Source organism: Geodermatophilus sp. SYSU D01106 (genome assembly GCF_054049995.1).
The window spans coordinates 168,567-189,501 of sequence record NZ_JBJGYM010000002.1 but is presented as its reverse complement, the minus strand read 5'-3'; the positions used below and the strand labels follow the sequence as shown (position 1 = coordinate 189,501).

Annotated in this window: 24 protein-coding genes; 14 read left to right on the top strand and 10 right to left on the bottom strand. The window is 75.7% G+C overall.

The window, feature by feature from the left end; translation table 11 throughout:
- Positions 1 to 26 precede the first annotated feature (26 nt).
- Both ACI78R_RS03140 and glgA read right to left on the bottom strand, forming a co-directional pair.
- Positions 27 to 1,130 carry a hypothetical protein gene (locus ACI78R_RS03140; protein WP_245794280.1) on the bottom strand — a complete coding sequence of 368 codons (1,104 nt, stop codon included), beginning with the start codon at positions 1,128 to 1,130 and terminating at the stop codon, positions 27 to 29.
- A 48-nt stretch (positions 1,131 to 1,178) separates the two neighbouring features.
- Positions 1,179 to 2,351, bottom strand: coding sequence for a glycogen synthase (glgA, locus tag ACI78R_RS03135; RefSeq protein WP_073419556.1), 1,173 nt, complete (start codon positions 2,349 to 2,351; stop codon positions 1,179 to 1,181).
- A gap of 73 nt (positions 2,352 to 2,424) precedes the next feature.
- Here glgA and glgC point away from each other — a divergent pair, with 73 nt between their 5' ends.
- Both glgC and ACI78R_RS03125 read left to right on the top strand, forming a co-directional pair.
- Positions 2,425 to 3,645: a glucose-1-phosphate adenylyltransferase gene (glgC, locus tag ACI78R_RS03130; RefSeq protein ID WP_073418784.1), complete on the top strand. Its 1,221-nt coding sequence runs from the start codon at positions 2,425 to 2,427 to the stop codon at positions 3,643 to 3,645.
- Entirely contained in the window at positions 3,642 to 4,166 is a 525-nt protein-coding gene (locus tag ACI78R_RS03125; RefSeq protein ID WP_457039632.1) for a 2'-5' RNA ligase family protein, read from the top strand. Before glgC ends, ACI78R_RS03125 begins: the two co-directional genes overlap by 4 nt.
- On the opposite strand, the gene ACI78R_RS03120 is transcribed toward ACI78R_RS03125, so the two are convergent.
- The gene (locus ACI78R_RS03120; protein ID WP_457039631.1) at positions 4,163 to 4,822 is read right to left on the bottom strand and encodes an O-methyltransferase; all 660 of its coding nucleotides are present in this window, start codon (positions 4,820 to 4,822) and stop codon (positions 4,163 to 4,165) included. The two genes, ACI78R_RS03125 and ACI78R_RS03120, sit on opposite strands and share 4 nt — an antisense overlap.
- Positions 4,823 to 5,011: 189 nt before the next feature.
- Here ACI78R_RS03120 and sigE point away from each other — a divergent pair, with 189 nt between their 5' ends.
- The 5 genes from sigE to ACI78R_RS03095 are packed head-to-tail and all read left to right on the top strand — an operon-like array spanning position 5,012 to position 8,956.
- A complete protein-coding gene (gene sigE / locus ACI78R_RS03115) occupies positions 5,012 to 5,614 on the top strand; it encodes an RNA polymerase sigma factor SigE (protein WP_457039630.1) in 603 nt (200 codons plus the stop codon).
- Entirely contained in the window at positions 5,611 to 6,201 is a 591-nt protein-coding gene (locus ACI78R_RS03110) for an anti-sigma factor family protein (protein WP_245794281.1), read from the top strand. Before sigE ends, ACI78R_RS03110 begins: the two co-directional genes overlap by 4 nt.
- A 42-nt stretch (positions 6,202 to 6,243) precedes the next feature.
- Positions 6,244 to 7,920, top strand: a complete 1,677-nt coding sequence (locus ACI78R_RS03105) for a S1C family serine protease (RefSeq protein ID WP_457039629.1) — start codon at positions 6,244 to 6,246, stop codon at positions 7,918 to 7,920.
- A gap of 54 nt (positions 7,921 to 7,974) precedes the next feature.
- Positions 7,975 to 8,358 (top strand): twin-arginine translocase TatA/TatE family subunit, encoded by a 384-nt coding sequence (locus ACI78R_RS03100; RefSeq protein ID WP_336029260.1) that lies wholly within the window; start codon positions 7,975 to 7,977, stop codon positions 8,356 to 8,358.
- A 34-nt stretch (positions 8,359 to 8,392) separates the two neighbouring features.
- On the top strand, positions 8,393 to 8,956 hold the full coding sequence (locus ACI78R_RS03095; protein WP_457039628.1) for a mycothiol-dependent nitroreductase Rv2466c family protein: 564 nt from the start codon (positions 8,393 to 8,395) through the stop codon (positions 8,954 to 8,956).
- A gap of 54 nt (positions 8,957 to 9,010) precedes the next feature.
- On the opposite strand, the gene ACI78R_RS03090 is transcribed toward ACI78R_RS03095, so the two are convergent.
- Positions 9,011 to 10,171: an Mrp/NBP35 family ATP-binding protein gene (locus ACI78R_RS03090; RefSeq protein ID WP_073418791.1), complete on the bottom strand. Its 1,161-nt coding sequence runs from the start codon at positions 10,169 to 10,171 to the stop codon at positions 9,011 to 9,013.
- Positions 10,172 to 10,392: 221 nt separating this feature from the next.
- On the opposite strand from ACI78R_RS03090, the gene ACI78R_RS03085 reads away from it, so the two are divergent.
- The 3 genes from ACI78R_RS03085 to ACI78R_RS03075 are packed head-to-tail and all read left to right on the top strand — an operon-like array spanning position 10,393 to position 11,730.
- Complete coding sequence (locus ACI78R_RS03085; protein WP_073418792.1) at positions 10,393 to 11,085, top strand: AzlC family ABC transporter permease; 693 nt, start codon at positions 10,393 to 10,395, stop codon at positions 11,083 to 11,085.
- Complete coding sequence (locus ACI78R_RS03080) at positions 11,082 to 11,399, top strand: AzlD domain-containing protein (protein WP_073418793.1); 318 nt, start codon at positions 11,082 to 11,084, stop codon at positions 11,397 to 11,399. The genes ACI78R_RS03085 and ACI78R_RS03080 overlap by 4 nt, the downstream gene beginning before the upstream one ends.
- 1 nt (position 11,400) lies before the next feature.
- Positions 11,401 to 11,730 carry a chorismate mutase gene (locus tag ACI78R_RS03075; protein ID WP_457039627.1) on the top strand — a complete coding sequence of 110 codons (330 nt, stop codon included), beginning with the start codon at positions 11,401 to 11,403 and terminating at the stop codon, positions 11,728 to 11,730.
- 5 nt (positions 11,731 to 11,735) lie between these two features.
- Here the strand turns inward: ACI78R_RS03075 and ACI78R_RS03070 are convergent, their stop codons facing one another.
- The 3 genes from ACI78R_RS03070 to ACI78R_RS03060 are packed head-to-tail and all read right to left on the bottom strand — an operon-like array spanning position 11,736 to position 14,024.
- Positions 11,736 to 12,212: a methylated-DNA--[protein]-cysteine S-methyltransferase gene (locus tag ACI78R_RS03070; protein ID WP_457039626.1), complete on the bottom strand. Its 477-nt coding sequence runs from the start codon at positions 12,210 to 12,212 to the stop codon at positions 11,736 to 11,738.
- A gap of 38 nt (positions 12,213 to 12,250) precedes the next feature.
- Entirely contained in the window at positions 12,251 to 12,793 is a 543-nt protein-coding gene (locus ACI78R_RS03065; protein ID WP_073418795.1) for a DUF1003 domain-containing protein, read from the bottom strand.
- On the bottom strand, positions 12,786 to 14,024 hold the full coding sequence (locus ACI78R_RS03060; protein WP_073418796.1) for a magnesium transporter MgtE N-terminal domain-containing protein: 1,239 nt from the start codon (positions 14,022 to 14,024) through the stop codon (positions 12,786 to 12,788). Before ACI78R_RS03060 ends, ACI78R_RS03065 begins: the two co-directional genes overlap by 8 nt.
- A gap of 25 nt (positions 14,025 to 14,049) precedes the next feature.
- On the opposite strand from ACI78R_RS03060, the gene ACI78R_RS03055 reads away from it, so the two are divergent.
- From ACI78R_RS03055 to ACI78R_RS03040, 4 genes are all read left to right on the top strand, one after another.
- Entirely contained in the window at positions 14,050 to 14,913 is an 864-nt protein-coding gene (locus ACI78R_RS03055; protein ID WP_457039625.1) for a PhzF family phenazine biosynthesis protein, read from the top strand.
- Positions 14,910 to 15,845, top strand: coding sequence for a DMT family transporter (locus tag ACI78R_RS03050; RefSeq protein WP_457039624.1), 936 nt, complete (start codon positions 14,910 to 14,912; stop codon positions 15,843 to 15,845). The genes ACI78R_RS03055 and ACI78R_RS03050 overlap by 4 nt, the downstream gene beginning before the upstream one ends.
- A 65-nt stretch (positions 15,846 to 15,910) precedes the next feature.
- A complete protein-coding gene (locus ACI78R_RS03045; RefSeq protein ID WP_457039623.1) occupies positions 15,911 to 16,864 on the top strand; it encodes an HpcH/HpaI aldolase/citrate lyase family protein in 954 nt (317 codons plus the stop codon).
- A gap of 184 nt (positions 16,865 to 17,048) precedes the next feature.
- Positions 17,049 to 18,245, top strand: a complete 1,197-nt coding sequence (locus ACI78R_RS03040; RefSeq protein WP_457039622.1) for an acyl-CoA dehydrogenase family protein — start codon at positions 17,049 to 17,051, stop codon at positions 18,243 to 18,245.
- Between the two features lie 52 nt (positions 18,246 to 18,297).
- On the opposite strand, the gene ACI78R_RS03035 is transcribed toward ACI78R_RS03040, so the two are convergent.
- The 3 genes from ACI78R_RS03035 to ACI78R_RS03025 are packed head-to-tail and all read right to left on the bottom strand — an operon-like array spanning position 18,298 to position 20,825.
- Entirely contained in the window at positions 18,298 to 19,089 is a 792-nt protein-coding gene (locus ACI78R_RS03035) for an ABC transporter permease (protein WP_457039621.1), read from the bottom strand.
- A complete protein-coding gene (locus tag ACI78R_RS03030; RefSeq protein WP_457039620.1) occupies positions 19,086 to 20,021 on the bottom strand; it encodes an ATP-binding cassette domain-containing protein in 936 nt (311 codons plus the stop codon). Before ACI78R_RS03030 ends, ACI78R_RS03035 begins: the two co-directional genes overlap by 4 nt.
- Before the next feature lie 12 nt (positions 20,022 to 20,033).
- The gene (locus ACI78R_RS03025) at positions 20,034 to 20,825 is read right to left on the bottom strand and encodes a DUF4097 family beta strand repeat-containing protein (protein ID WP_457039619.1); all 792 of its coding nucleotides are present in this window, start codon (positions 20,823 to 20,825) and stop codon (positions 20,034 to 20,036) included.
- Between the last annotated feature and the right edge of the window lie 110 nt (positions 20,826 to 20,935).

Here is a 20,935-nt window from a genome sequence, read left to right as displayed (position 1 = left end):
ATCCTCCCCCGGACCCGCCGGTCTCGTCACCCGTCCTGGCCGGCGCGGTGGGTGTAGGCCGCGTCGCGCACCGCCTCGTCGGACTCCAGGCCCGCGCCCAGCGCGCCGCCCACGGTGGCCAGCGAGCTCGTCAGCCAGGCCAGCTCCAGGTAGTCACCGAGGGAGGCCCGGTGGCCCAGCCCGTCGGCGAACAGCCCCGGCGGCACCAGCAGCAGCGACCCGGCCAGCGCCAGCAGGAACAGCGCCGCGTAGAGGGTCAGCACGCCGATGACGACGGTGGCCACGGTGGCCAGGTTGAACAGCGCCACCTGCTTGCGCACCCGCCGCGACCGCGCCCGCTCCCACAGCTCCGCGCCCACGACGAGCGTCGCGCAGATGGCCACCACCGAGCCGAGCCCCACGGTGAGGTGCCGGGCCAGGCCGAAGCGGTCGGCCAGCAGCCAGACGTCGGGGGTGATGAGCGCGAACACCCCGGCGGCGACGGCCGCGGTCAGCGCCCGCGACAGCGAGATGGTCAGCCGCCACGGCCGGTTGGCCCGCACCATGCCGACCAGCAGCCGCAGGTTCCCGCTGAGCACCCGGGCGGTGAACCCGACGCCGTCCTGGCCGTCGGTGTCGGCGGCCAGCTCGCGCACCCGCCGGCGCAGCGCCTCGGGGTCGTCCCCGCCGTCGTCGCCGAGCAGCGCGGCCACCAGGCCCACCGACGTCTGCAGCGCCCGTCGCCGGCGGCCCACCGCGCCCAGCGCCGGCAGCGAGAGCACCGCGACGCCGTGCACGGGGCTGGCGTGCGCGACGACGGTGCGCCGGTCGACGCTCAGCGGCAGGTCGGTGACGCAGACGGCGAGGTCCCACTCCTCGACCAGCAGCCGCCCGCGCGCCGCGGCCACGATCTCGGCGTCGTCGGCCGGCGGCTGCACCAGCCCGTCCTCGACGACGCGCACGTCCCAGGCGACGTCGGGGTGCCGCTCGCGCAGCGCGCCGGCGAGGTCGGCGGCGAGCTCGTCGGCCACCTCGAGCGCCGCGCCGGGCGCGGCGACGAGCCCGACGACGACGTCGGGACGGGCGGTCTCGGCGAGCGGGTCGCGCGGGCCCTCCGGGGCGGCCGCGGTCGGGGTCGGGTCGGGAGCCACGACGGGACAGGATCCCATCCCGGCACCCGCGCCCCGCGGGCAGGCGGGTCAGCCCCGGGCGGCGAGCACCTGCGAGTAGACCTGCACGGTCTGCTGGGCGATGGCCGGCCAGCCGAACTCCGAGAGCACCCGCTCGCGGCCGGCGGCGCCCATGGCCGCGGCGCGGGCCGGGTCGGCCAGCAGCTCGGCGATGCGCGCGGCGAGCCCCGCCTCGAAGGCAGCGACGTCGTCTGGGTCGTAGGGCACCAGCAGGCCGGTCACGCCGTCCGCGACCACCTCGGGGATGCCGCCGACCGCGCTGGCCACCACCGCGGTCCCGCACGCGGCCGCCTCGAGGTTCACGATGCCCAGCGGCTCGTAGACCGACGGCACGACGAACACCGTGGCGCCGGTGATCAGCGGCACCAGCTGCTCGCGGGGCACCATCGCCTCGATCCAGACCACGCCCGGCCGGCGCGCCTGCAGCTCGGCCACCGCGTCGGCGACCTGCTGCCGCTCCGCCGGGGTGTCGGGGGCGCCGGCGCAGAGCACCAGCCCCGCGTCGGGCGGTAGCTGCTCGGCCGCGCGCAGCAGGTGGACGACGCCCTTCTGCCGGGTGATCCGCCCGACGAACAGCGCGTAGGGCCGGTCGGGGTCCACGCCGAGGGAGCGGACGACGTCGGGCGCGGGGGTGGGCCGGTAGGCCTCGGCGTCGACGCCGTTGCCGACGACGTGCACCCGCGCCGGGTCCAGGTCGGGATAGGCGTCGAGGACGTCGGCGCGCATGCCGTGGCTGACGGCGACGACGGCGTCCGCGGCCAGGTAGGCGGAGCGCTCCACCCACGACGACAGCCGGTAGCCGCCGCCGAGCTGGTCCGCCTTCCACGGGCGGCGCGGCTCGAGGGAGTGTGCGGTGACCACGTGCGGGACGCCGTGCACCAGCCCGGCGAGCAGGCCCGCGCCGTTGGCGTACCAGGTGTGGCTGTGCACGAGGTCGACGCCGGCGAGCCCCGCCGCGATCTCGACGTCGGTGCCCAGCGCCTGCAGCGCGCCGTTGGCCTGCGCCAGGCCCGGGGGCACCGGCCAGGCCACCGCGTCCGGCCGCGGGGCGCCGAAGCAGTGCACGTCGACGTCGGGCCCCGCGGGCAGCGCCCGCAGCGCCGCCACGAGGTGCTCGACGTGCACCCCGGCGCCGCCGTAGACGTCCGGGGGCCACTCCCTGGTCACGATGCCGATCCGCACGGCGGTCACCCTAGGGGGCGGGAAGCACCCGGGCGGGGCGACGGCGGTGCCGGCCAGCGACTAGGTTCCCCCCATGCGTGGCGGTCCTCGGGTTCTCGGCATCGTGCTCGCCGGTGGCGAGGGCAAGCGGCTCGCGCCCCTGACCGCGGACCGGGCCAAGCCCGCCGTCCCGTTCGGCGGCAACTACCGCTTGATCGACTTCGTGCTCTCCAACCTGGTGAACGCCGAGATCCGGCAGATCGCCGTGCTCACCCAGTACAAGAGCCACAGCCTCGACCGGCACATCACCACGACGTGGCGGATGTCGAACCTGCTGGGCAACTTCATCACCCCGGTGCCGGCGCAGCAGCGGCTCGGCCCGCGCTGGTACACCGGCAGCGCCGACGCGATCTTCCAGAGCCTCAACCTGATCTACGACGAGCGCCCCGAGATCGTCGTCGTCTTCGGCGCCGACCACGTCTACCGGATGGACCCGGGGCAGATGGTCGACCAGCACCTGCAGACCGGTGCCGGCGTCACCATCGCCGGGCTGCGCGTGCCGCGGCAGGAGGCCACCGGCTTCGGCGTCATCGACGCCGACGCCGACGGGAAGGTCCGCGGCTTCCTCGAGAAGCCCGCCGACCCGCCCGGCCTGCCGGACTCCCCGGAGGAGTCCTTCGCCTCGATGGGCAACTACGTCTTCACCACCGACGCGCTGCTCGAGGCCCTGCGCACCGACGCCGAGGACCCCGACTCGGTGCACGACATGGGCGGCTCGATCATGCCGATGATGGCGGCCACCGGGGACGCCTACGTCTACGACTTCTCGACCAACATCGTCCCGGGCAGCACCGAGCGCGACCACGGCTACTGGCGCGACGTCGGGACGATCGACGCCTACTTCGACGCGCACATGGACCTGGTGTCGGTCACGCCGGTGTTCAACCTCTACAACGACCGCTGGCCGATCTACACGCTCCCGCCGCAGCTGCCGCCGGCGAAGTTCGTGCTCGGCGGGCGGGCCGAGGAGTCGATGGTCAGCGCCGGCGCGATCATCGGCGGCGGCTCCGTGCACAACTCGGTGGTCTCCCCGGGCGTGCGCGTCGACCGCGGCGCCCGGGTCGAGGACAGCGTGCTCATGGACGGCGTGGTGGTCGGCGAGGGCGCCTACGTCCGGCGCGCGATCCTCGACAAGAACGTCGTCGTCCCGCCGTGGGCGCGCATCGGCGTGGACACCGGCGCCGACCGCGAGCACTACCACGTCAGCGCCGGCGGCGTGACCGTCCTCGGGAAGGGTGCTCGCGCGGTCCTGTGAGCGACGCCCGGGCGCTGATCGTCACGCTGCTCCTCGAGGAGCAGGCGCAGGCCCGCTTCGACCGGCTGCGCGCCGAGCACTTCCCGCGCGAGCGCAACCACCTGGCCGCGCACGTGACGCTGTTCCACGCGCTGCCGGGGGAGGAGCGGCCCGCCGTCGAGGCGGCGCTGGACCGGGCCGCCGACCGGCCGCCGTTCGACGTCGCCGTCACCGGGCTGCAGCTGCTCGGCCGCGGGGTGGCCTACCGGCTGGCCTCGGCGGAGCTGGCCGCGCTGCACGCGGGCCTGGCCACGGAGCTCGGCCCGTGGCTGACCCCGCAGGACCGGCAGCGGCTCTCGCCGCACGTGACCGTGCAGAACAAGGTGGAGCCGGCGGTGGCGCGCGGGCTGCGCGACCGGCTGGCCGCCTCCTTCGTCCCGTACGACGTGCCCGCCCGCGGCCTCGGGCTGTGGCGCTACCTCGGCGGCCCGTGGGAGCCGCTGGGGGAGCACTCCTTCGCCGCCCAGGCCCTCCTCGGCTAGGCCCGGCGGGCCGCCACGAGCAGGCCGGCGCCGACGGGCAGCACGGCCGAGGTCAGCGCCTCGTCCTCGCGCACGGTGCGGGCGAGCTCCCGCCAGGCGACGGTCTGCGGGTCGCGGGCGGCGCGGTCGCCGATCCGGTCGCCGGCCAGCAGGCCGTGGCAGGCGAGCGTCCCGCCGGGACGCACCAGCCCGACAACGGCGGCGAGGTGACCGGCGTAGTCGGCGGGCGGGCCGGCGCAGACGACGAGGTCGTACGCGCCGGGGGACAGGCGGGGCAGCACCTCCGCCGGCGTCCCGAAGATCATCCGGGTGCGCCCGGGCGGTACGCCGGCGTCGGCCAGCGCCCGCCGGGCGGCGCGCAGCTGCTCCGGGTCGGTGTCGAGCACGGTGAGGACGCCGTCGGGTCGCATGCCGCGCAGCAGCCACAGGCCGGCGACGCCGCCGCCGCTGCCGATCGAGACGACCGCGCGGGCGTTGCTGCCCGCGGCGAGGACGGCGAGCGTGGCGCCGACGGCCGGCTCCACCGGCGGCGGGCCGCCGAGCGCGGTGACGCGGGCCCGGGCGGCGGTGAGGGCGGGGTCCTCGGTGGCGTACCGGTCGGCCCACGCGGCGCCACCGGTGCCGCCCTGCGAGGGCGGTCCCGAGGCGATCGTCACCGGGCGAGGGTAGAGGCCCGGCCGCGACCGGCCCGGGACCCGACCCTGTGAGGAACCTGTCAGAGTGCGGCGCCGGGAACACGGGGGGAGCGCCCGCCCGTTGACCCGGACGTGACACCCCAGCGTGCCGCCGTCCCTCCCCCTTCTCCGGGGGAGGTCGGCAGCAAGCACGTCCGCGATACTGGGAGCGTGTCCGAGGCCAGCGTCCCCCCTCCCGCCGACCAGCAGCCGGCCGCGTCCGGCGCCGGTGAGGTGTGGGTCGCCCCGACGTGGGAGCAGGTCGTGCGCGACCACTCCGCCCGCGTCTACCGGCTGGCCTACCGCCTCTCGGGCAACGCGCAGGACGCCGAGGACCTGACCCAGGAGACCTTCGTCCGGGTGTTCCGCTCGCTGGCGGACTTCTCGCCGGGCACCTTCGAGGGCTGGCTGCACCGCATCACCACGAACCTGTTCCTCGACATGGTCCGCCGCCGGCAGCGCATCCGCTTCGACGCGCTGCCCGAGGACACCGAGCGGCTGCCGGGCACCGCGCCCAGCCCCGAGCAGGTCTACGCCGACACCCACCTCGACCCGCAGGTCCAGGCGGCGCTCGACGCGCTGTCGCCGGAGTTCCGCGTGGCCGTCGTCCTCTGCGACATCGAGGGCCTCACCTACGAGGAGATCGCGGCGACGCTGGGCATCAAGCTCGGCACCGTCCGCAGCCGCATCCACCGCGGCCGCGTGCAGCTGCGCCAGGCGCTCGCCCACCTGGCCCCGCGCGGGGTCGCGACGGCACCGGGAGCCGGCGCATGAGCATGAGCCTGCCCGAGAGCCACCTGGCGCAGGAGGCGATCGCCGCGCTGGTCGACGGCGAGCTGGCCAGCGGGCCGGCCGCCCGCGCCGCGCGGCACCTGGCCGGCTGCCTCGAGTGCCGGATGCTCGTGCAGGCCCAGCGCGAGGCCAAGGAGGCCCTGCACGCCGCCTCCGACGTCGCCGTCCCCGGCGACCTGCTCTCCCGGCTGTGCGCCATCCCGTTCACCGCCGAGGTCCCCGGCGCCGGTGGGCTCGGTGCCCTGAGCGCGGGCCCCGGCCAGCTCACCGTCTCCGGCTCCTCCGGCCGGTTCACCGTCTCCCTCGACGACCCGCCGATGCGCCCGGCGCCGCCGCACCAGGCGCGCTGGCTGCGCCGCGGGGTCGCCGGCACATTGGCCGGCCTCGGCATCGGTGTCGCGGTTCTCACCGTCAACCTGCCCGACGGCGGCCCGGTGCAGTCCGACCCGCCCGCGTCGGTGGCCGGCGGCTCGCAGCCGGAGGAGCGCACCGAGGTCGTGCCCCCGGTCGTGCGCACCCTCACCCGCTCCACGGCCGGAGAGGCGACGGCGCCCGCCGCCACGCCCTGACCCTCCGAGCCGCACCCCAGGTCCGGAGAGGACGCTGTACCCGTGACGCCCCCCGACGCCCGGCAGCCCGGGTCCAGCGACGGCGACCGCACCGTCGAGGCCGTCCTCCCGCCGCCGCCCGCCGCACCCCGCGCCGGTGCCTCTGACCCGGCCGACACGACCCCGGCCGACGCAAGCCCGGCCGACGGCGCGGCCTTCGCCCACCCGGCCGACGGCGCGGCCTTCGCCCGCCCGGCCGGCGCGCAGGGCTCCTTCGACCCGCCGGAGCGCCACCGTCCGGCGGTGACCCCGCCCCCGCCGGCCAGCCCGGCGCAGCAGGCCGCCTTCGGCCGCCCGGCCGCCGTCGCCGGCAGCTTCGCCGGCGACCGGCCCAGCCCGCCGCCGCGGCCGGTGCCCCCGCCCCCGCCGGAGGCCGTGCTGCGCGCCTTCCGCGCCCCCTCCGGGCAGGGCGGGCTGCAGGAGCCGCCCGGCGGCCGCCCCGGCCGCCGCCGCACCTCGGCCGGGCCGTGGTGGAAGTCCGACGCGCGCAGCGACCCCTGGCGCGACCCGCACGCCCCGGCCGGCCTGACCGGTCCGGCGGTGTTCGAGGAGGAGTCCGAGCAGGAGGGCCCGGTCGTCGTCGACCGGAAGGGCCGGAAGAAGCTGCGGCTGCGCGACCTCACGGTGCGGGTGGCCGCGCTGCTCGTGCTCGCCGTCCTGCTGGCCGGCGCGATCGGCGGCGGCGTGGGCTACCTGCTCACCCGCGAGGCCGCCGAGACGCCGCTGCTCGCGCCCGGCACCACGCTCACGCCCACCGACGAGGGCATCACCCGCGAGCCCGGCTCGGTGTCCGACATCGCCGCCGACGTGACGCCCGCCGTCGTGTCCATCGAGGTGCGCATCGGCGAGGCCGGCGCCACCGGCTCCGGCGTGGTCATCGACGGCGAGAACGGCTACATCGTCACCAACAACCACGTCATCTCCGGCGCCGACGGCGTGGAGGGCGCGGAGATCCGCGCGGTGTTCAGCGACGGCAGCGGCTCCGCGGCGCGCATCGTCGGCCGCGACCCGGCCAGCGACATCGCCGTCGTCAAGGTGGAGCGGCCGGGGCTGGTCACCGCCTCCCTGGGCAGCTCCGACGCGGTCGTCGTCGGCGACCCGGTGGTGGCCATCGGCTCCCCGCTCGGGCTGGCCGGCACGGTCACCAGCGGCATCGTGTCCGCCCTCGACCGGCCCGTGCGGCTGGCGGGGGAGGGCAGCGACACCAACGCGGTGATCAGCGCCGTGCAGACCGACGCCCCGATCAACCCCGGCAACTCCGGCGGTGCGCTCGTCGACGCCACCGGCGCGGTGATCGGCATCAACACCGCCATCGCCTCGCTCGGCGGCGGGAGCGTCGGCCTCGGCTTCGCCATCCCGATCGACACCGCCAGCGACATCGCCGAGCAGCTCATCTCCACCGGCGCGGCCGTGCACGCCGCGCTCGGGGTGAACACCCGGTCGGTCACCGACGGCACCCGCGACGGCGCGCTGGTCCTCAACGTCGAGCCCGGCAGCGCCGCGGCCGACGCCGGGATCCGCGAGCAGGACGTCATCATCGCCGTCGACGACCAGGCCGTCGGCAGCTCCGAGGAGCTCGTCGTCGCCATCGACTCGCACGAGCCCGGCGACACGGTGACCGTCGAGGTCGTCCGCGACGACTCCTCGACCACGGTGCAGGCGACGCTCGACCAGGCCTGAGGCCGCGGCTGGCTACCCTGGGACCGGTACACCGCAGGAGCGACGGGAGCGACGGTGTTCGACTCGATCGGCTGGGGCGAGATCGTCGTCCTGGCGCTCGCGGCGCTCTTCATCTTCGGTCCCGAGCGGCTGCCCACCCTCGCCCGGGACGCCGCGGCCGGCCTGAAGAAGGCCCGCACCGCGCTGACCGGGGTGCGGGCGCAGGTCGACGAGTCCCTCGGTGAGGACCTCGCCGGCCTGCGCGACCTCGACCTGCGCAAGTACCACCCGAAGACGTTCATCCGGGCGCAGCTGTTCGAGGACGACGACCACGCGGCCCCGCCGGTGCGCCGGGGGAGTGCCGGGGCGGCGGGTGCGACGGCGGCGAGCCTGGTGAAGCCGGCCGTCGTCGACCGCGACCGCACCGTCCCGCCGCCCTTCGACGTCGACGCGACGTAGTCACTGTCGGCCTACCGGCCGACACCGCGGCCAGGTGCCGTCCCCGACCTGCGCGGAGCCCTGCCACGAGGTCCCGACCGGGAGCCTCCGGCCCCGCGGTCGCGCCCCCGTCCCCGCAGGGCGCCTCACGTGGGCGCCGCGGCCACGTGCCGTCCCCGACCGGGCAGGGCCCCTCCACGCCGTCGCCGTCGCCGGCGCCGTCGTCGCCGACCGGCACGGGCAGGACGCGCTGGTCCGGCTCCACCGCGCGTGGGGCGAGGCGGTGCACACGCGCGGTGCGTGGCCGGACGTCGGCGACCTGCTCGAGCGGGCCGGGCTGCCGCCGCACCTGGCGGAGGTCATGACCGGCGACGCGCACGACGACCTGGTCCGCGCCTCGCACACGGAGGGGATCGGCCTGGTCGGCACGCACGTCGGCACGCCCGTCCTCGCCGTCCGGGAGCCGGGGCGGCCGCGCGTGGCGGTATTTGGGCCGGTCCTGTCGCGGGTGCCGCGCGGCGAGGAGGCCGGCCGTTTGTGGGACGGCGTCGTCCTGGTCGGCGGCACCGTCGGCTTCCACGAGCTGAAGGGCCGTCCGCCCGGACCTCCCCGCACCTGAGACGACGGAGGCCCGGCCCCCTGGTGGGGACCGGGCCTCCGGTGCGTCAGCGCGTCAGCGGCGGACGGGGGTGAGCCCCAGCGACCGGCCCGACAGCCCGCGGGAGCGGACGGCGAGCGACTCGGCGATCGCACCGAGCGCCTTGGCGGCGGGCGCCTCGGGCTCGGCGAGGACGATCGGGGCGCCGGCGTCGCCGGCCTCGCGCAGCCGGGTGTCCAGCGGCACCTGGCCCAGCAGCGGCACCCGGGCGCCGAGCGTGCGGGTCAGCGCGTCGGACACCGTCTGGCCGCCGCCGGAGCCGAAGACCTCCATGCGGGAGCCGTCGGGCAGCTCCATCCACGACATGTTCTCGATGACCCCGACCACCTGCTGGTGGGTCTGGGTGGCGATCGCGCCGGCCCGCTCGGCCACCTCGGCGGCGGCGAGCTGCGGCGTGGTCACCACGAGGATCTCCGCGTTGGGCAGCAGCTGGGCGATGGAGATCGCCACGTCGCCGGTGCCCGGCGGGAGGTCGAGGAGCAGGACGTCGAGGTCGCCCCACCACACGTCGGCGAGGAACTGCTGCAGCGCGCGGTGCAGCATCGGCCCGCGCCAGACCACCGGGGTGTTGCCCGGGGTGAACATGCCGATCGAGATGACCTTCACGCCGTAGGACTGCGGCGGCATGATCATGTTGTCGACCTGCGTCGGCTTGTCGTCGACGCCGAGCATGCGCGGCACCGAGTGGCCGTAGATGTCGGCGTCCACGACGCCGACCGACAGGCCCTTCTTGGCGAGCGCGGCGGCCAGGTTCACCGTGACGCTGGACTTGCCGACGCCGCCCTTGCCGGACGCGACCGCGTAGACGCGGGTCAGCGAGTTCGGCTGGGCGAAGGGGATGACCGGCTCGGCGGCGTCGGTCCCGCGCACGGTCTTGCGCAGCTCGGCGCGCTGCTCGTCGCTCATGACGTCGAGGCCCACCTGCACCGAGGTCACGCCGGGGACGGCGGACACCGCGGTGGTGACCCGGTTGGTGATCGTCTCGCGCATCGGGCAGCCGGCCACGGTGAGGTAGACCTCGACGCGCACGGCGCCCGGGTCGCCGCCGACGCCGATCTGCACGTCCTTGACCATGCCGAGGTCGGGCAGGGGACGGTTGATCTCCGGGTCCTGGACGGTGGCCAGAGCGGCGTTGACGGCGTCGAGCGCCGGCGAGCCGGTCAGCGTGTCGGACATGGGTGCGTGTGTCTCCTTCGACGGGGGGACCCGTTCGCGGTCTGCCGTACGCGGCGGCGACCGGCACTGCAGGTCACAGTCACTGTACGGCGATCGGCACCGGGTGCCGCCCGGTGCGGGGGTGATGTGCTGCGCACTGGCGACGCGCAGCCCTGCCCTGGTCAACGCCGTGCCGGGCGGGTCCCTTCCCCCTCCGGGGCGGGTCGTTAGCCTCCGGTCCCGTGTCCGGAACCGCCCGCACGGCCGTCCTCCGCGACGCGGTCGGGCTCGGCGTCGCCGTCGGGCTCTACGGCGTCGCCTTCGGGGCCGCCGCCGACGCCGCCGGGCTGGACCCCTGGCAGGCGCTGGTCATGTCGCTGCTGATGTTCACCGGCGCCTCGCAGTTCGCCCTCGTCGGCGTGCTCGGCGCGGGCGGCAGCGGCGCGGCGGCGATCGGCAGCGCGCTGCTGCTGGGCACCCGCAACACCGTCTACGGCGTGCGCCTGGCCCCGCTGCTCGCCCCGCGCGGCCCGCTGCGCCGGCTCGGCACCGCCCACTGGGTGATCGACGAGACGACGGCGCTGGCGGTGGCCGCGCCCGACCGCGGACTGGCGCGGCTGGCGTTCCTCGCCGGCGGGGCGTCGATCTACGTCGTCTGGAACGCCACCACGCTGGTGGGCGCGCTCGGTGCCGCGGCGCTGGGGGAGACCGCGCAGGCCGCGCTGGACGCCGTCGTGCCCGCCGCCTTCCTCGCGCTGCTGTGGCCGCGGCTGCGCGCCGGCGCCGAGGAACCGGCCGTCGCGCGGCGGGTGGCACTGGGCGGGGCGGCGGTCGCGCTGGCGCTCACCCCGTTCGTGCCCGCGGGCGTGCAGGTGGTGGCCGCCGTCGTCGCGGTCGCCCTCGCCGGCCGGCCGCGGCGGGAGGCGGCGGCGTGAGCTCCGGGACGCTGTGGACGGTCGTCGTCGTCGGGTCGCTCGGCTGCTACCTGCTCAAGCTGGCCGGGCTGTCGGTGCCGGCGGCCTGGGTGGAGCGCCCGTGGGTGACCCGCATGGTCACCTTCGTGCCGGCCGCGCTGCTGGCGGCGCTGGTCGCCGTGCAGGCGCTGACCTCCGGGCGGGAGCTGGTGGTCGACGGGCGGCTGGCCGGGCTCGCCGTCGCCGCGGTGGCGCTGGCGCTGCGGGCGCCGTTCGTCCTGGTCCTGGTGCTCGCCGGGGCCACCGGCGCGCTGGTGCACGTGATCGGAGGCTGACGTGGCGGAGTCCCCCGAGGAGCTCCCCGACCTGACGGCGGTCCGCGCCGCGATCGACGGGCTCGACGAGGAGCTCGTCGCCCTGCTGGCCCGGCGCGAGCGGCTGGTGCGCGCGGCGGCACGGTTCAAGACCGACGCCGCCGCGGTGCGTGCCCCCGACCGGGTCGAGCAGGTCGTCGCCCGGGCCCGGCTGCTGGCGGAGGCCTCCGGCGGCAGCCCCGAGGTGGCCGAGCGCGTGTACCGGGCGATGGTCGCGGCGTTCGTCGACCTCGAGCTGTCGGTGGCCGAGCTGCCCGGCGAGGGGCCCGGCGGCGGCCCCGCCGCGCCCTGACCGGCTCAGAACAGCCGGTCCTCCCGCTGCTCGAGGTCGAGCAGGAAGCGCTTGCGGGCCAGCCCGCCGCCGAAACCGACCAGGCCGCCGTCGGCGCCGACCACCCGGTGGCAGGGCACCACGATCGCCAGCGGGTTGCGCCCGCAGGCGAGGCCCACCGCCTGGGCACCGCCCGGTTGCCCGACCGCACGCGCCACCGCGCCGTAGGTGGTCGTCCGGCCGTAGGGGATGCGGGTCAGCTCGTCCCAGACGGCGAGCTCGAACCCGCTGCCGAGGGGCCGCAGCGGCAGGTCGAACGCCTCGCGTGCGCCCGCGAGGTACTCGCCGAGCTGGCCGGTGACCGCGGCGAGCGCGGCGTCGTCCCGGGCGCCGAGGCCGGCCTCCGGCCCGGGCGGGGAGAGGTACAGCCGGACGAGCACCCCGTCGTCGGCGACGACGGTCAGCGGCCCGACCGGCGAGGGCAGCACCGCGTGCGCGCGCATGCCGGCAGTGTGCCGCGGGGGTACGACGGCGCGGGCGCTCAGCCGACCGACTCGCGCCGCTCCCGCTCGGCGCGCTCGGCCTGCTTGCGGCGCTTCTTCTCCTTCTTCTCCGCCTCGTCCGGCTCCTCGGGGACCAGCCGGGAGAGCTCGCCGCGGATGAAGTCGCGGGTGGCCACCTCGCCGATCGCGACGCGCAGCGCGGCCAGCTCGCGGGCGACGTACTCGGTGTCGGCGCGGGTCTGCGCGGCGCGGGCGCGGTCCTCCTCGGCCTGCACGCGGTCGCGGTCGGCCTGCCGGTTCTGGGCCAGCAGGATCAGCGGCGCGGCGTAGGCGGCCTGGGTGGAGAAGGCCAGGTTCAGCAGGATGAAGGGGTAGGGGTCCCAGCGCAGCCGGACGGCGAACACGTTCAGCGCGATCCAGAGGACCACGATGATCGTCTGGACGGCGAGGAACCGGCCGGTGCCGAGGAAGCGGGCGATGCCCTCGGCGAACCGGCCGACGGCGTCGGGGTCCAGCCGCAGGTAGCTGCCCAGGCTCCGGGCGGAGCCGCGGGGGACGTCGAGCCGGCGGCCGTCAGCCACGGCGGGCCCGCTCGCGCCAGTCCTCGGGCAGCAGGTGGTCGAGGACGTCGTCGACGCTGACCGCGCCCACGAGCCGGCCGCGGTCGTCGACCACCGGGGCGGCGACCAGGTTGTAGGTGGCGAAGTAGCGGGTGACCTCGGTCAGCGGCGCCTCCGGCCGCAGCGGCTCGAGGTCGTCGAGCACGCCGCTGACCAGGGTCGACGGCGGCTCGCGCAGCAGGCGCTGGATGTGCGCCAGCCCGAGGTAGCGCCCGGTGGGGGTGGCCGACGGCGGCCGGCACACGTACACCTGGCTGGCCAGCGACGGCGTCAGCTCCGGCTCGCGCACCCGGGCCAGCGCCTCGGCGATCGTGGCGTCGGGCGCCAGGATCACCGGCTCGCTGGTCATGATGCCGCCGGCGGTGTCCTCCGAGTACTGCAGCAGCTGGCGCACCGGCTCGGCCTCGTCGGGCTCCATGAGCTCGAGCAGCCGGTTGCGGTCGACGTTGGACAGCTCCGACAGCAGGTCGGCGGCGTCGTCGGGGTCCATCTCCTCGAGGACGTCGGCGGCCCGCGTCTCCGCCAGCGACGCGAGGATGCCCATCTGGGTGGCCTCGGGCAGCTCGCCGAGGACGTCGGCCAGCCGCTGGTCGTCGAGCGCCTCGGCCACCTCGTGCCGGCGCTTCTCCGGCAGGTCCTGCAGCGCGTGCGCGAGGTCGGCGGCGTTGAGCTCGCGGTAGGTGGCGATGAGCGTCTCCGCGCCCTGCCCGGTCTCCGGCAGCGCCAGCCCGGCCACCTCGGCCCAGGCCAGCTGGTGCAGCTGCCCCCGCCGGCCGAGCCGGCCCGGCTCCTGCACGGCGAGCCGGGTCACCTGCCACTCGCCGGTGCGGGTCTGCTCGACCGCCGCGTCGACGACGGTCGCGGGGCGCTGCGACTCGCGGAGGGTGACCGTGCGGTCGAGCAGCTCGCCGAGGACCAGCGTCTCGCCGCGCCGCTGCTCGAAGCGCTTGAGGTTCAGCGTGCCCGAGGCGAGCACGACCGCGCCGGGGTCGATGCTGGTCACCCGGCCCATCGGCACGAAGATCCGGCGGCGGGCGACCACCTCGACGACCACGCCGAGCGCGCGGGGGCAGGCGGTGCCCACCCGCAGCGCCACGACGACGTCGCGCAGCCGCCCGACCCGGTCGCCGTTGGGGTCGAAGACGGGCAGTCCGGCGAGCCGGGAGACGTACGCCCTGCTCACCGTGGTCACGGGTGCCGAGGCTACCGTCGGGCCCGTGGCGAGCCCCGTGAGCGTCGAGTACGAGGTCGTCGACGTGTTCGCGCCGCGAGCGTTCGCGGGCAACCCGCTCGCCGTCGTCCTGGACGCCGACGACCTGACGACGGCGCAGTGCCAGGCGCTGGCGAACGAGTTCGCCCTGTCGGAGACGTCGTTCCTGTGTCGGCCCACGGAGCCCGGCGCCTCCTACCGGGTCCGCATCTTCACGCCGTACGCGGAGCTGCCCTTCGCCGGGCACCCGAGCGTCGGCGCCGCGCACACGCTGGTGCGCCTCGGCCGGCTGGGGGCCGGGACGCTGCACCAGGAGTGCGGCGCCGGCGTGCTGCCGATCGAGGTCACCGGCGACAGCGCCAGGCTGACCGGCGGCCGCCCCACCCTGGAGGACGGCCCCGACGCCGGCGCGCTCGCCGAGGCGATGGGCCTGTCGGCCGCCGACGCCGCCGGGCCGCCCGCGTCGGTCGCCGGCTGCGGCCTGCCCTTCGCCTTCCTCGCCGTGCACCCCGGCGTCGTCGACCGGGCGGTCCCCGACCCCGCCCGGCTCGACCGGCTCGGCACGGGCGAGGGCGTCTCGGTGCTGTCGTGGGACGGCGCGACGGCGTACGCCCGCGTCTTCGCCCGCGACCTGCGCTGGGGCGAGGACCCGGCCACCGGATCCGCGGCCCTCGGCCTCGGCGTGTGGCTGACGGCGGCCGGGCTGGTCGCGCCGGAGGGGACGTCGGCCTACACCGTGCGCCAGGGCGAGGCGATGGGCCGGCCCTCGGTGCTCGGGTGCACGGTCACCGCCGCGGGCGGGCGGGCGACGTCGGCCACCGTGTCCGGCGCGGTGGTGCCGGTGGCGGCCGGCCGCATCCGCGTCCCGTGAGTTTCGGCCAGGCCACCGCGGCGCCCTCGCCGTGGGCGGTGCACCGCCCCGGCACCCGCGACGTGGGGCTCATGGCGGTCGCCGTCGTCGGCGTCTCGTTCTCCGGCCCGCTGACCGCGCTGGTGACGACGTCGTTCCTGGCCATCGCGTTCTGGCGCAACGCCGCCGGCGCCGCGCTGCTGCTGCCGGTGCTGCTCGGCCGGGAGCGCGCCACGCTGACCGGCCTGCGCCCGCGGGACCTGACGACGTCGGTGGTGGCGGGGCTCTTCCTCGCCGCGCACTTCGCCGCCTGGCTGCCGAGCCTGTCGATGACCACGGTGGCCGCCTCCACGGCGCTGGTGACCACGACGCCGATCTGGACGGCGCTGGCCGCGCGGATCTCCGGCGTCCGGCTGCCCGCGCAGGTGTGGGCGGGGCTCGCGCTGGCCGTCGTCGGGGCGGCGCTGATCGCCGGGGTCGACGTCGCGGTGAGCCTGGAGGCGCTGGCCGGCGACGGGCTGGCCCTGCTCGGGGCGATCTGCGCGGGCGGGTACATGCTCGCCGGCGCCCGGGCCCGCACCCGGCTCGCGACGTCGGCCTACTCCGTCGTCTGCTACTCCACCTGCGCCGCGGTGCTCGCCGTCGCGGCGCTGGTGACGACCACCCCGCTGGCCGGGTTCAGCGCCCGCGACTGGTGGCTGATCGCCGCGATCACCGTGTGCGCGCAGATCCTCGGGCACACGCTGCTCAACCTGGTGCTCTCCAGCGTCGGGCCGACCGTCGTGGGGCTCGCGGTGCTGCTGGAGGTGCCCGGCGCGCTGCTCGTCGCGCTGGTGCTGCTCGGGCAGACGCCGCCGCTGCTGGCGCTGCCCGGCATGGTCGCCGTCGTCGCCGGGGTGGCGCTGGTGATCCGGGCCGGGCGGCCGCAGACGCCGGTCGAGCCGGTCGGCTGAGCCGTCCGGAGGGCGCTGGCTACCCTCCGGTAACCCGTCATCGACACGCATCCAGCGGAGGCACCGTGGCCGAGCTCCGATCCCGTCGTTCCAACCTCGCCGTGCCGGGCAGCAACCCGCGCTTCCTCGAGAAGGCCAAGGGCCTGCCCGCCGACCAGGTCTTCCTCGACCTCGAGGACGCCTGCGCGCCGCTGGCCAAGCCGGGCGCCCGCAAGAACATCGTCGCGGCGCTGAACGAGGGCGGCTGGGGCGAGAAGATCCGCACGGTCCGGGTCAACGACTGGACGACGGAGTGGACCTACCGCGACGTCATCGAGGTGGTCGAGGGCGCCGGGGCGAACCTCGACTGCATCATGCTGCCGAAGGTCGTCGACGCCTCCCAGGTCGCGGCGCTGGACTTCCTGCTCACGCAGATCGAGAAGGCGAACGGCCTGGAGGTCGGCCGGATCGGCATCGAGGCGCAGATCGAGACCGCGCAGGGCCTGATCAACGTCAACGACATCGCCTTCGCCAGCCCGCGGATCGAGACGATCATCTTCGGCCCGGCCGACTTCATGGCGTCGATCAACATGAAGTCCCTCGTGGTGGGCGCCCTGCACCCCGACTACCCGGGCGACCCGTTCCACTACATCCTCATGCAGATCCTCATGGCCGCCCGCGCCCGCGGCGTGCAGGCCATCGACGGGCCCTTCCTGCAGGTGCGCGACGTCGACGCCTTCCGTGAGGTCGCCAAGCGCTCGGCGGTGCTCGGCTTCGACGGCAAGTGGGTGCTGCACCCCGGCCAGATCGACGCCGCCAACGAGATCTACGCGCCGTCGCAGGAGGACTACGACCACGCCGAGCTGATCCTCGACGCCTACGACTGGTACACCTCCGAGGCCGGCGGCAAGAAGGGCTCGGCCATGCTCGGCGACGAGATGATCGACGAGGCCAGCCGCAAGATGGCGCTGGTCATCGCGGGCAAGGGCCGCGCCGCGGGGATGTCCCGCTCGTCGTCGTTCACCCCGCCCGAGGACTGAGCACCTCACGAGGCATAGGAAGCGATCCCCACGTCATGAGGCCCGAGACGTGGGGATTGCTTCCTATGCCTGTCGCGCCCAGAAGTGACCGGCCCAGAGGTGACCGGGGACACGGCGACGGGTGCAGGGCGCTCGCCCATACTCGCCGGTAGCACACGGACACCGGAGTCCCCGAGGAGCAGACGTGGCCCGACTGGCGCAGACCGCCGACCTGACCGACATCCAGCGCGAGATCCTGTCGACGGTCCGCAGCTTCGTCGACAAGGAGATCATCCCGCACGCGCAGGAGCTCGAGCACGGCGACCTCTACCCGCAGGAGATCGTCGACGGGCTCAAGGAGCTCGGCATCTTCGGGCTGATGATCCCCGAGGAGTACGGCGGCCTCGGCGAGTCGCTGCTGACCTACGCGCTGGTGGTCGAGGAGATCGCCCGCGGCTGGATGAGCGTCTCCGGCGTCATCAACACGCACTTCATCGTCGCCTACATGATCCGCCAGCACGGCACGCAGGAGCAGAAGGAGCACTTCCTCCCGCGCATGGCCACCGGCGAGGTCCGCGGCGCGTTCTCCATGTCCGAGCCGGGCCTGGGCTCCGACGTCGCCGGCATCCGCACCAAGGCCGTGCAGGACGGCGACTCCTACGTCATCGACGGCCAGAAGATGTGGCTGACCAACGGCGGGTCCTCCACCCTGGTCGCCGCGCTGGTGCGCACCGACCTGGGCGCCGACAAGCCGCACCAGAACCTCACGACGTTCCTGGTGGAGAAGCCGGCCGGCTTCGGCACCGTCGCCCCGGGCCTGACCATCCCCGGCAAGATCGACAAGATGGGCTACAAGGGCGTCGACACCACCGAGCTGGTGTTCGACGGCTACCGCATCGGCGCGGACATGATCCTCGGCGGGCAGCCCGGCCGCGGCTTCGCGCAGATGATGGACGGCGTCGAGGTGGGCCGCGTCAACGTCGCCGCCCGCGCCTGCGGCATCTCCATCCGCGCCTTCGAGCTGGCCGTCGAGTACGCCCAGCAGCGGGAGACCTTCGGCAAGCCGATCGTGCAGCACCAGGCGATCGCGTTCCAGCTCGCCGAGATGGCCACCAAGGTCGAGGCCGCCCACCTGATGATGGTCAACGCCGCCCGGCTGAAGGACGCCGGCCAGCGCAACGACGTCGAGGCCGGCATGGCCAAGCTGATCGCCAGCGAGTACTGCGCCGAGGTGACCACGCAGTCGTTCCGCATCCACGGCGGGTACGGCTACTCCAAGGAGTACGAGATCGAGCGGCTCATGCGCGAGGCGCCGTTCCTGCTCATCGGCGAGGGCACCAGCGAGATCCAGAAGACGATCATCAGCCGCGGCCTGCTCAAGGAGTACGGCCTCAAGCGCTGAGAAGCGCAGAGCGGCCCGGGACCCGGTGAGGGGTCCCGGGCCGCTCGCGCGTTCAGCGGGCGGGACGCCGCTCGTAGTTGCGGACCGCCCACAGGTAGCCGACCAGCGCGATCCCGGCGCACCAGGCCACCGCCACCCACCCGCTCGAGCCGATCGCGGTGCCGGTGAGCAGGCCGCGCAGCGTCTCGATCACCGGGGTGAACGGCTGGTTCTCGGCGAACCAGCGCAGCGCCCCCGGCATCGACTCGACCGGCACGAAGCCGCTGCCGAAGAAGGGCAGCAGCATCAGCGGCATCGGGACGTTGCTGGCCGCCTCGACCGTCTTCGTCCACAGGCCCATGGCGACCGACAGCCAGGACAGCGCGACGCTGACGAGCGCCAGCAGGCCGGCTGCCGCCAGCCACTCCACCGGGTTCGCGTCCGGCCGGAAGCCCACGAGCAGGGCGACGGCGACGACGACGGCCAGCCCGACCAGGGTCTGCAGCACCGCCCCGACGACGTGCCCGGTGAGCACCGCCGCCCGGGCGATCGACATGGTGCGGAACCGGGCGATGATCCCCTCGGTCATGTCCATGGCGATCGCGATCGCCGTCCCCTGCGCCCCGCCGGTGATGGCCAGCACGAGGATCCCGGGCACAACGTAGGCGACGTACTCCGCCCGGCCACCCGAGGGACCGCCCAGCCCGGCGCCGAGCGTGCCGCCGAAGACGTAGACGAACAGCAGCAGGAAGACGATCGGCATCGCGGCGACGATGACGGTGAGCCCGGGGTAGCGCAGGGCCCGCACGAGGTTGCGCCGCAGCATCGTCGCGGAGTCGTTCACGGTCAGGGCCAGCGCGGTCACGCGGGCACCTCCTCGGCAGCCGGCCGGCCGGTCAGGGCCAGGAAGACGTCGTCCAGGTCGGGGGTGTGCACGGTCAGGGCGGCGACGTCCACGCGGGCGTCGTCCAGGCGGGCGAGCAGGGCGCGCAGCTCGGCGACGCCGCCGTCGCCGGGCACCTCGAGCACCAGGCCGTCCGCGGCCGGGACGCCGAGCACGCGGGCGGCCGCGCGGACGGTGGCCGCGTCGCCGAACTGCAGGCGCACGTGCCCGCCGGGGACCAGCCGCTTGAGCTCGTCGGCGGTGCCCTCGGCCACCAGCCGGCCGGAGTCCAGGACGCCGATCCGGTCGGCGAGCTGGTCGGCCTCCTCCAGGTACTGCGTGGTGAGCAGGATCGTGACGCCGTCGGCGACCAGGCCGCGGACGGCGTCCCACATGGCCCGGCGGCTGCGCGGGTCCAGGCCGGTGGTCGGCTCGTCGAGGAAGACCACCCGGGGGCGGCCCATGAGCCCCATGGCGAGGTCCAGGCGCCGCCGCATGCCACCGGAGTAGGTGGACGGCACCTGCCCGGCGGCGTCGACCAGGTCGAACCGCTCGAGGAGCTCGGCGGCCCGCCGGCGGCCCTCCTGCCGGCCGAGGTGGTGCAGGTCGGCCATGAGCCGCAGGTTCTCCGCACCCGTGAGCAGGGCGTCGACGGCGGAGAACTGGCCGGTCAGGGCGATCGCGGCCCGCACCGCGTGGGGTTCCCGGGCGAGGTCGTGCCCGGCCACCCGCACCTCGCCGCCGTCGGCGGGGGTGAGCGTGGACAGGACGTCGACGGTGGTGGTCTTGCCGGCGCCGTTGGGGCCGAGCAGGGCGTGGACGGTGCCCTCGGGCACGGTGAGGTCGAGGCCGTCGAGGACGACCTTCGGGCCGAAGGACTTGCGCAGCCCGCGGACGGAGATCGCGTCGGTCACGTCGTCCTCCCCTCAGGCCCGGCGGACGAGGACGTCGCCGTAGGACGTGCGGGCGTGGATCTCGACGGTCTCGCCGGCGCCCTCGGGTCCCTCGGTCTCGGTGAGCAGGTTGCGGACGCGGCCGGCGTCGGAGGAGACGTCGAGCCAGGCCGCGGTCCCCTCCGGGATCCCGGCCTCGATCTCGCCGTAGGCGGTCTCGAGCACCAGGGAGCCGCGCACGGCCTGGCCGACGCGCACCTGGCCGTACTTGGTGCTCCCGGTGAGCGACCCGAGGGCGCGGTCGACGGTGACGTCGCCGTAGCCGGTCTCGAGCCGGGCCGGGCCGCCGGTCTCGCCGACGCGGACGTCGCCGTAGGAGGTGGTCGCCTCGACCTCGCCGTCGACGGCGCCCGCGGTGATGGTGCCGCTGGAGCTGCGGGCGCGCAGGCGGCCGGCCCGGTCGAGCCGGACGCTGCCGTGCTTGCACTCGAGGTCGGCGGTGCCGAGCCGGCCGGTGCAGGTGACGTCGCCGGCGGTCACCCGGACGTCGAGCGAGGAGCCGGCGGGCAGGACGACGTCGACCTCGACCTCCGGGCCCGAGCCGAAGAACAGCAGGCGGGGCCGGGAGGCCGACCGCACCAGCAGCTCGCCGTCGCGGAAGGTGACCTGGGTGGCCTCGGCGGCGGCGACATCGGCGGAGCTGGCCGCGTTCTGCGGCCGGACGGTGACGGTGGTGTCGTGCCGGTCGTCGGCGCGGACGTGCACGGCGCCGTACACGACGTCGATGCGGGCCGAGATCGGTCCGGGGGTGTCGAACGTGGGCATGGCTGCGCCCTCCTCGGGGCAGGGGAGATCGCCCCCGGACCGGTCGGCCGGGGTCGCGGTGCGCTGTGCTGTGCGGGCGGTGCGCTGTGGGGTGGTGCGGTGGTGCGCCG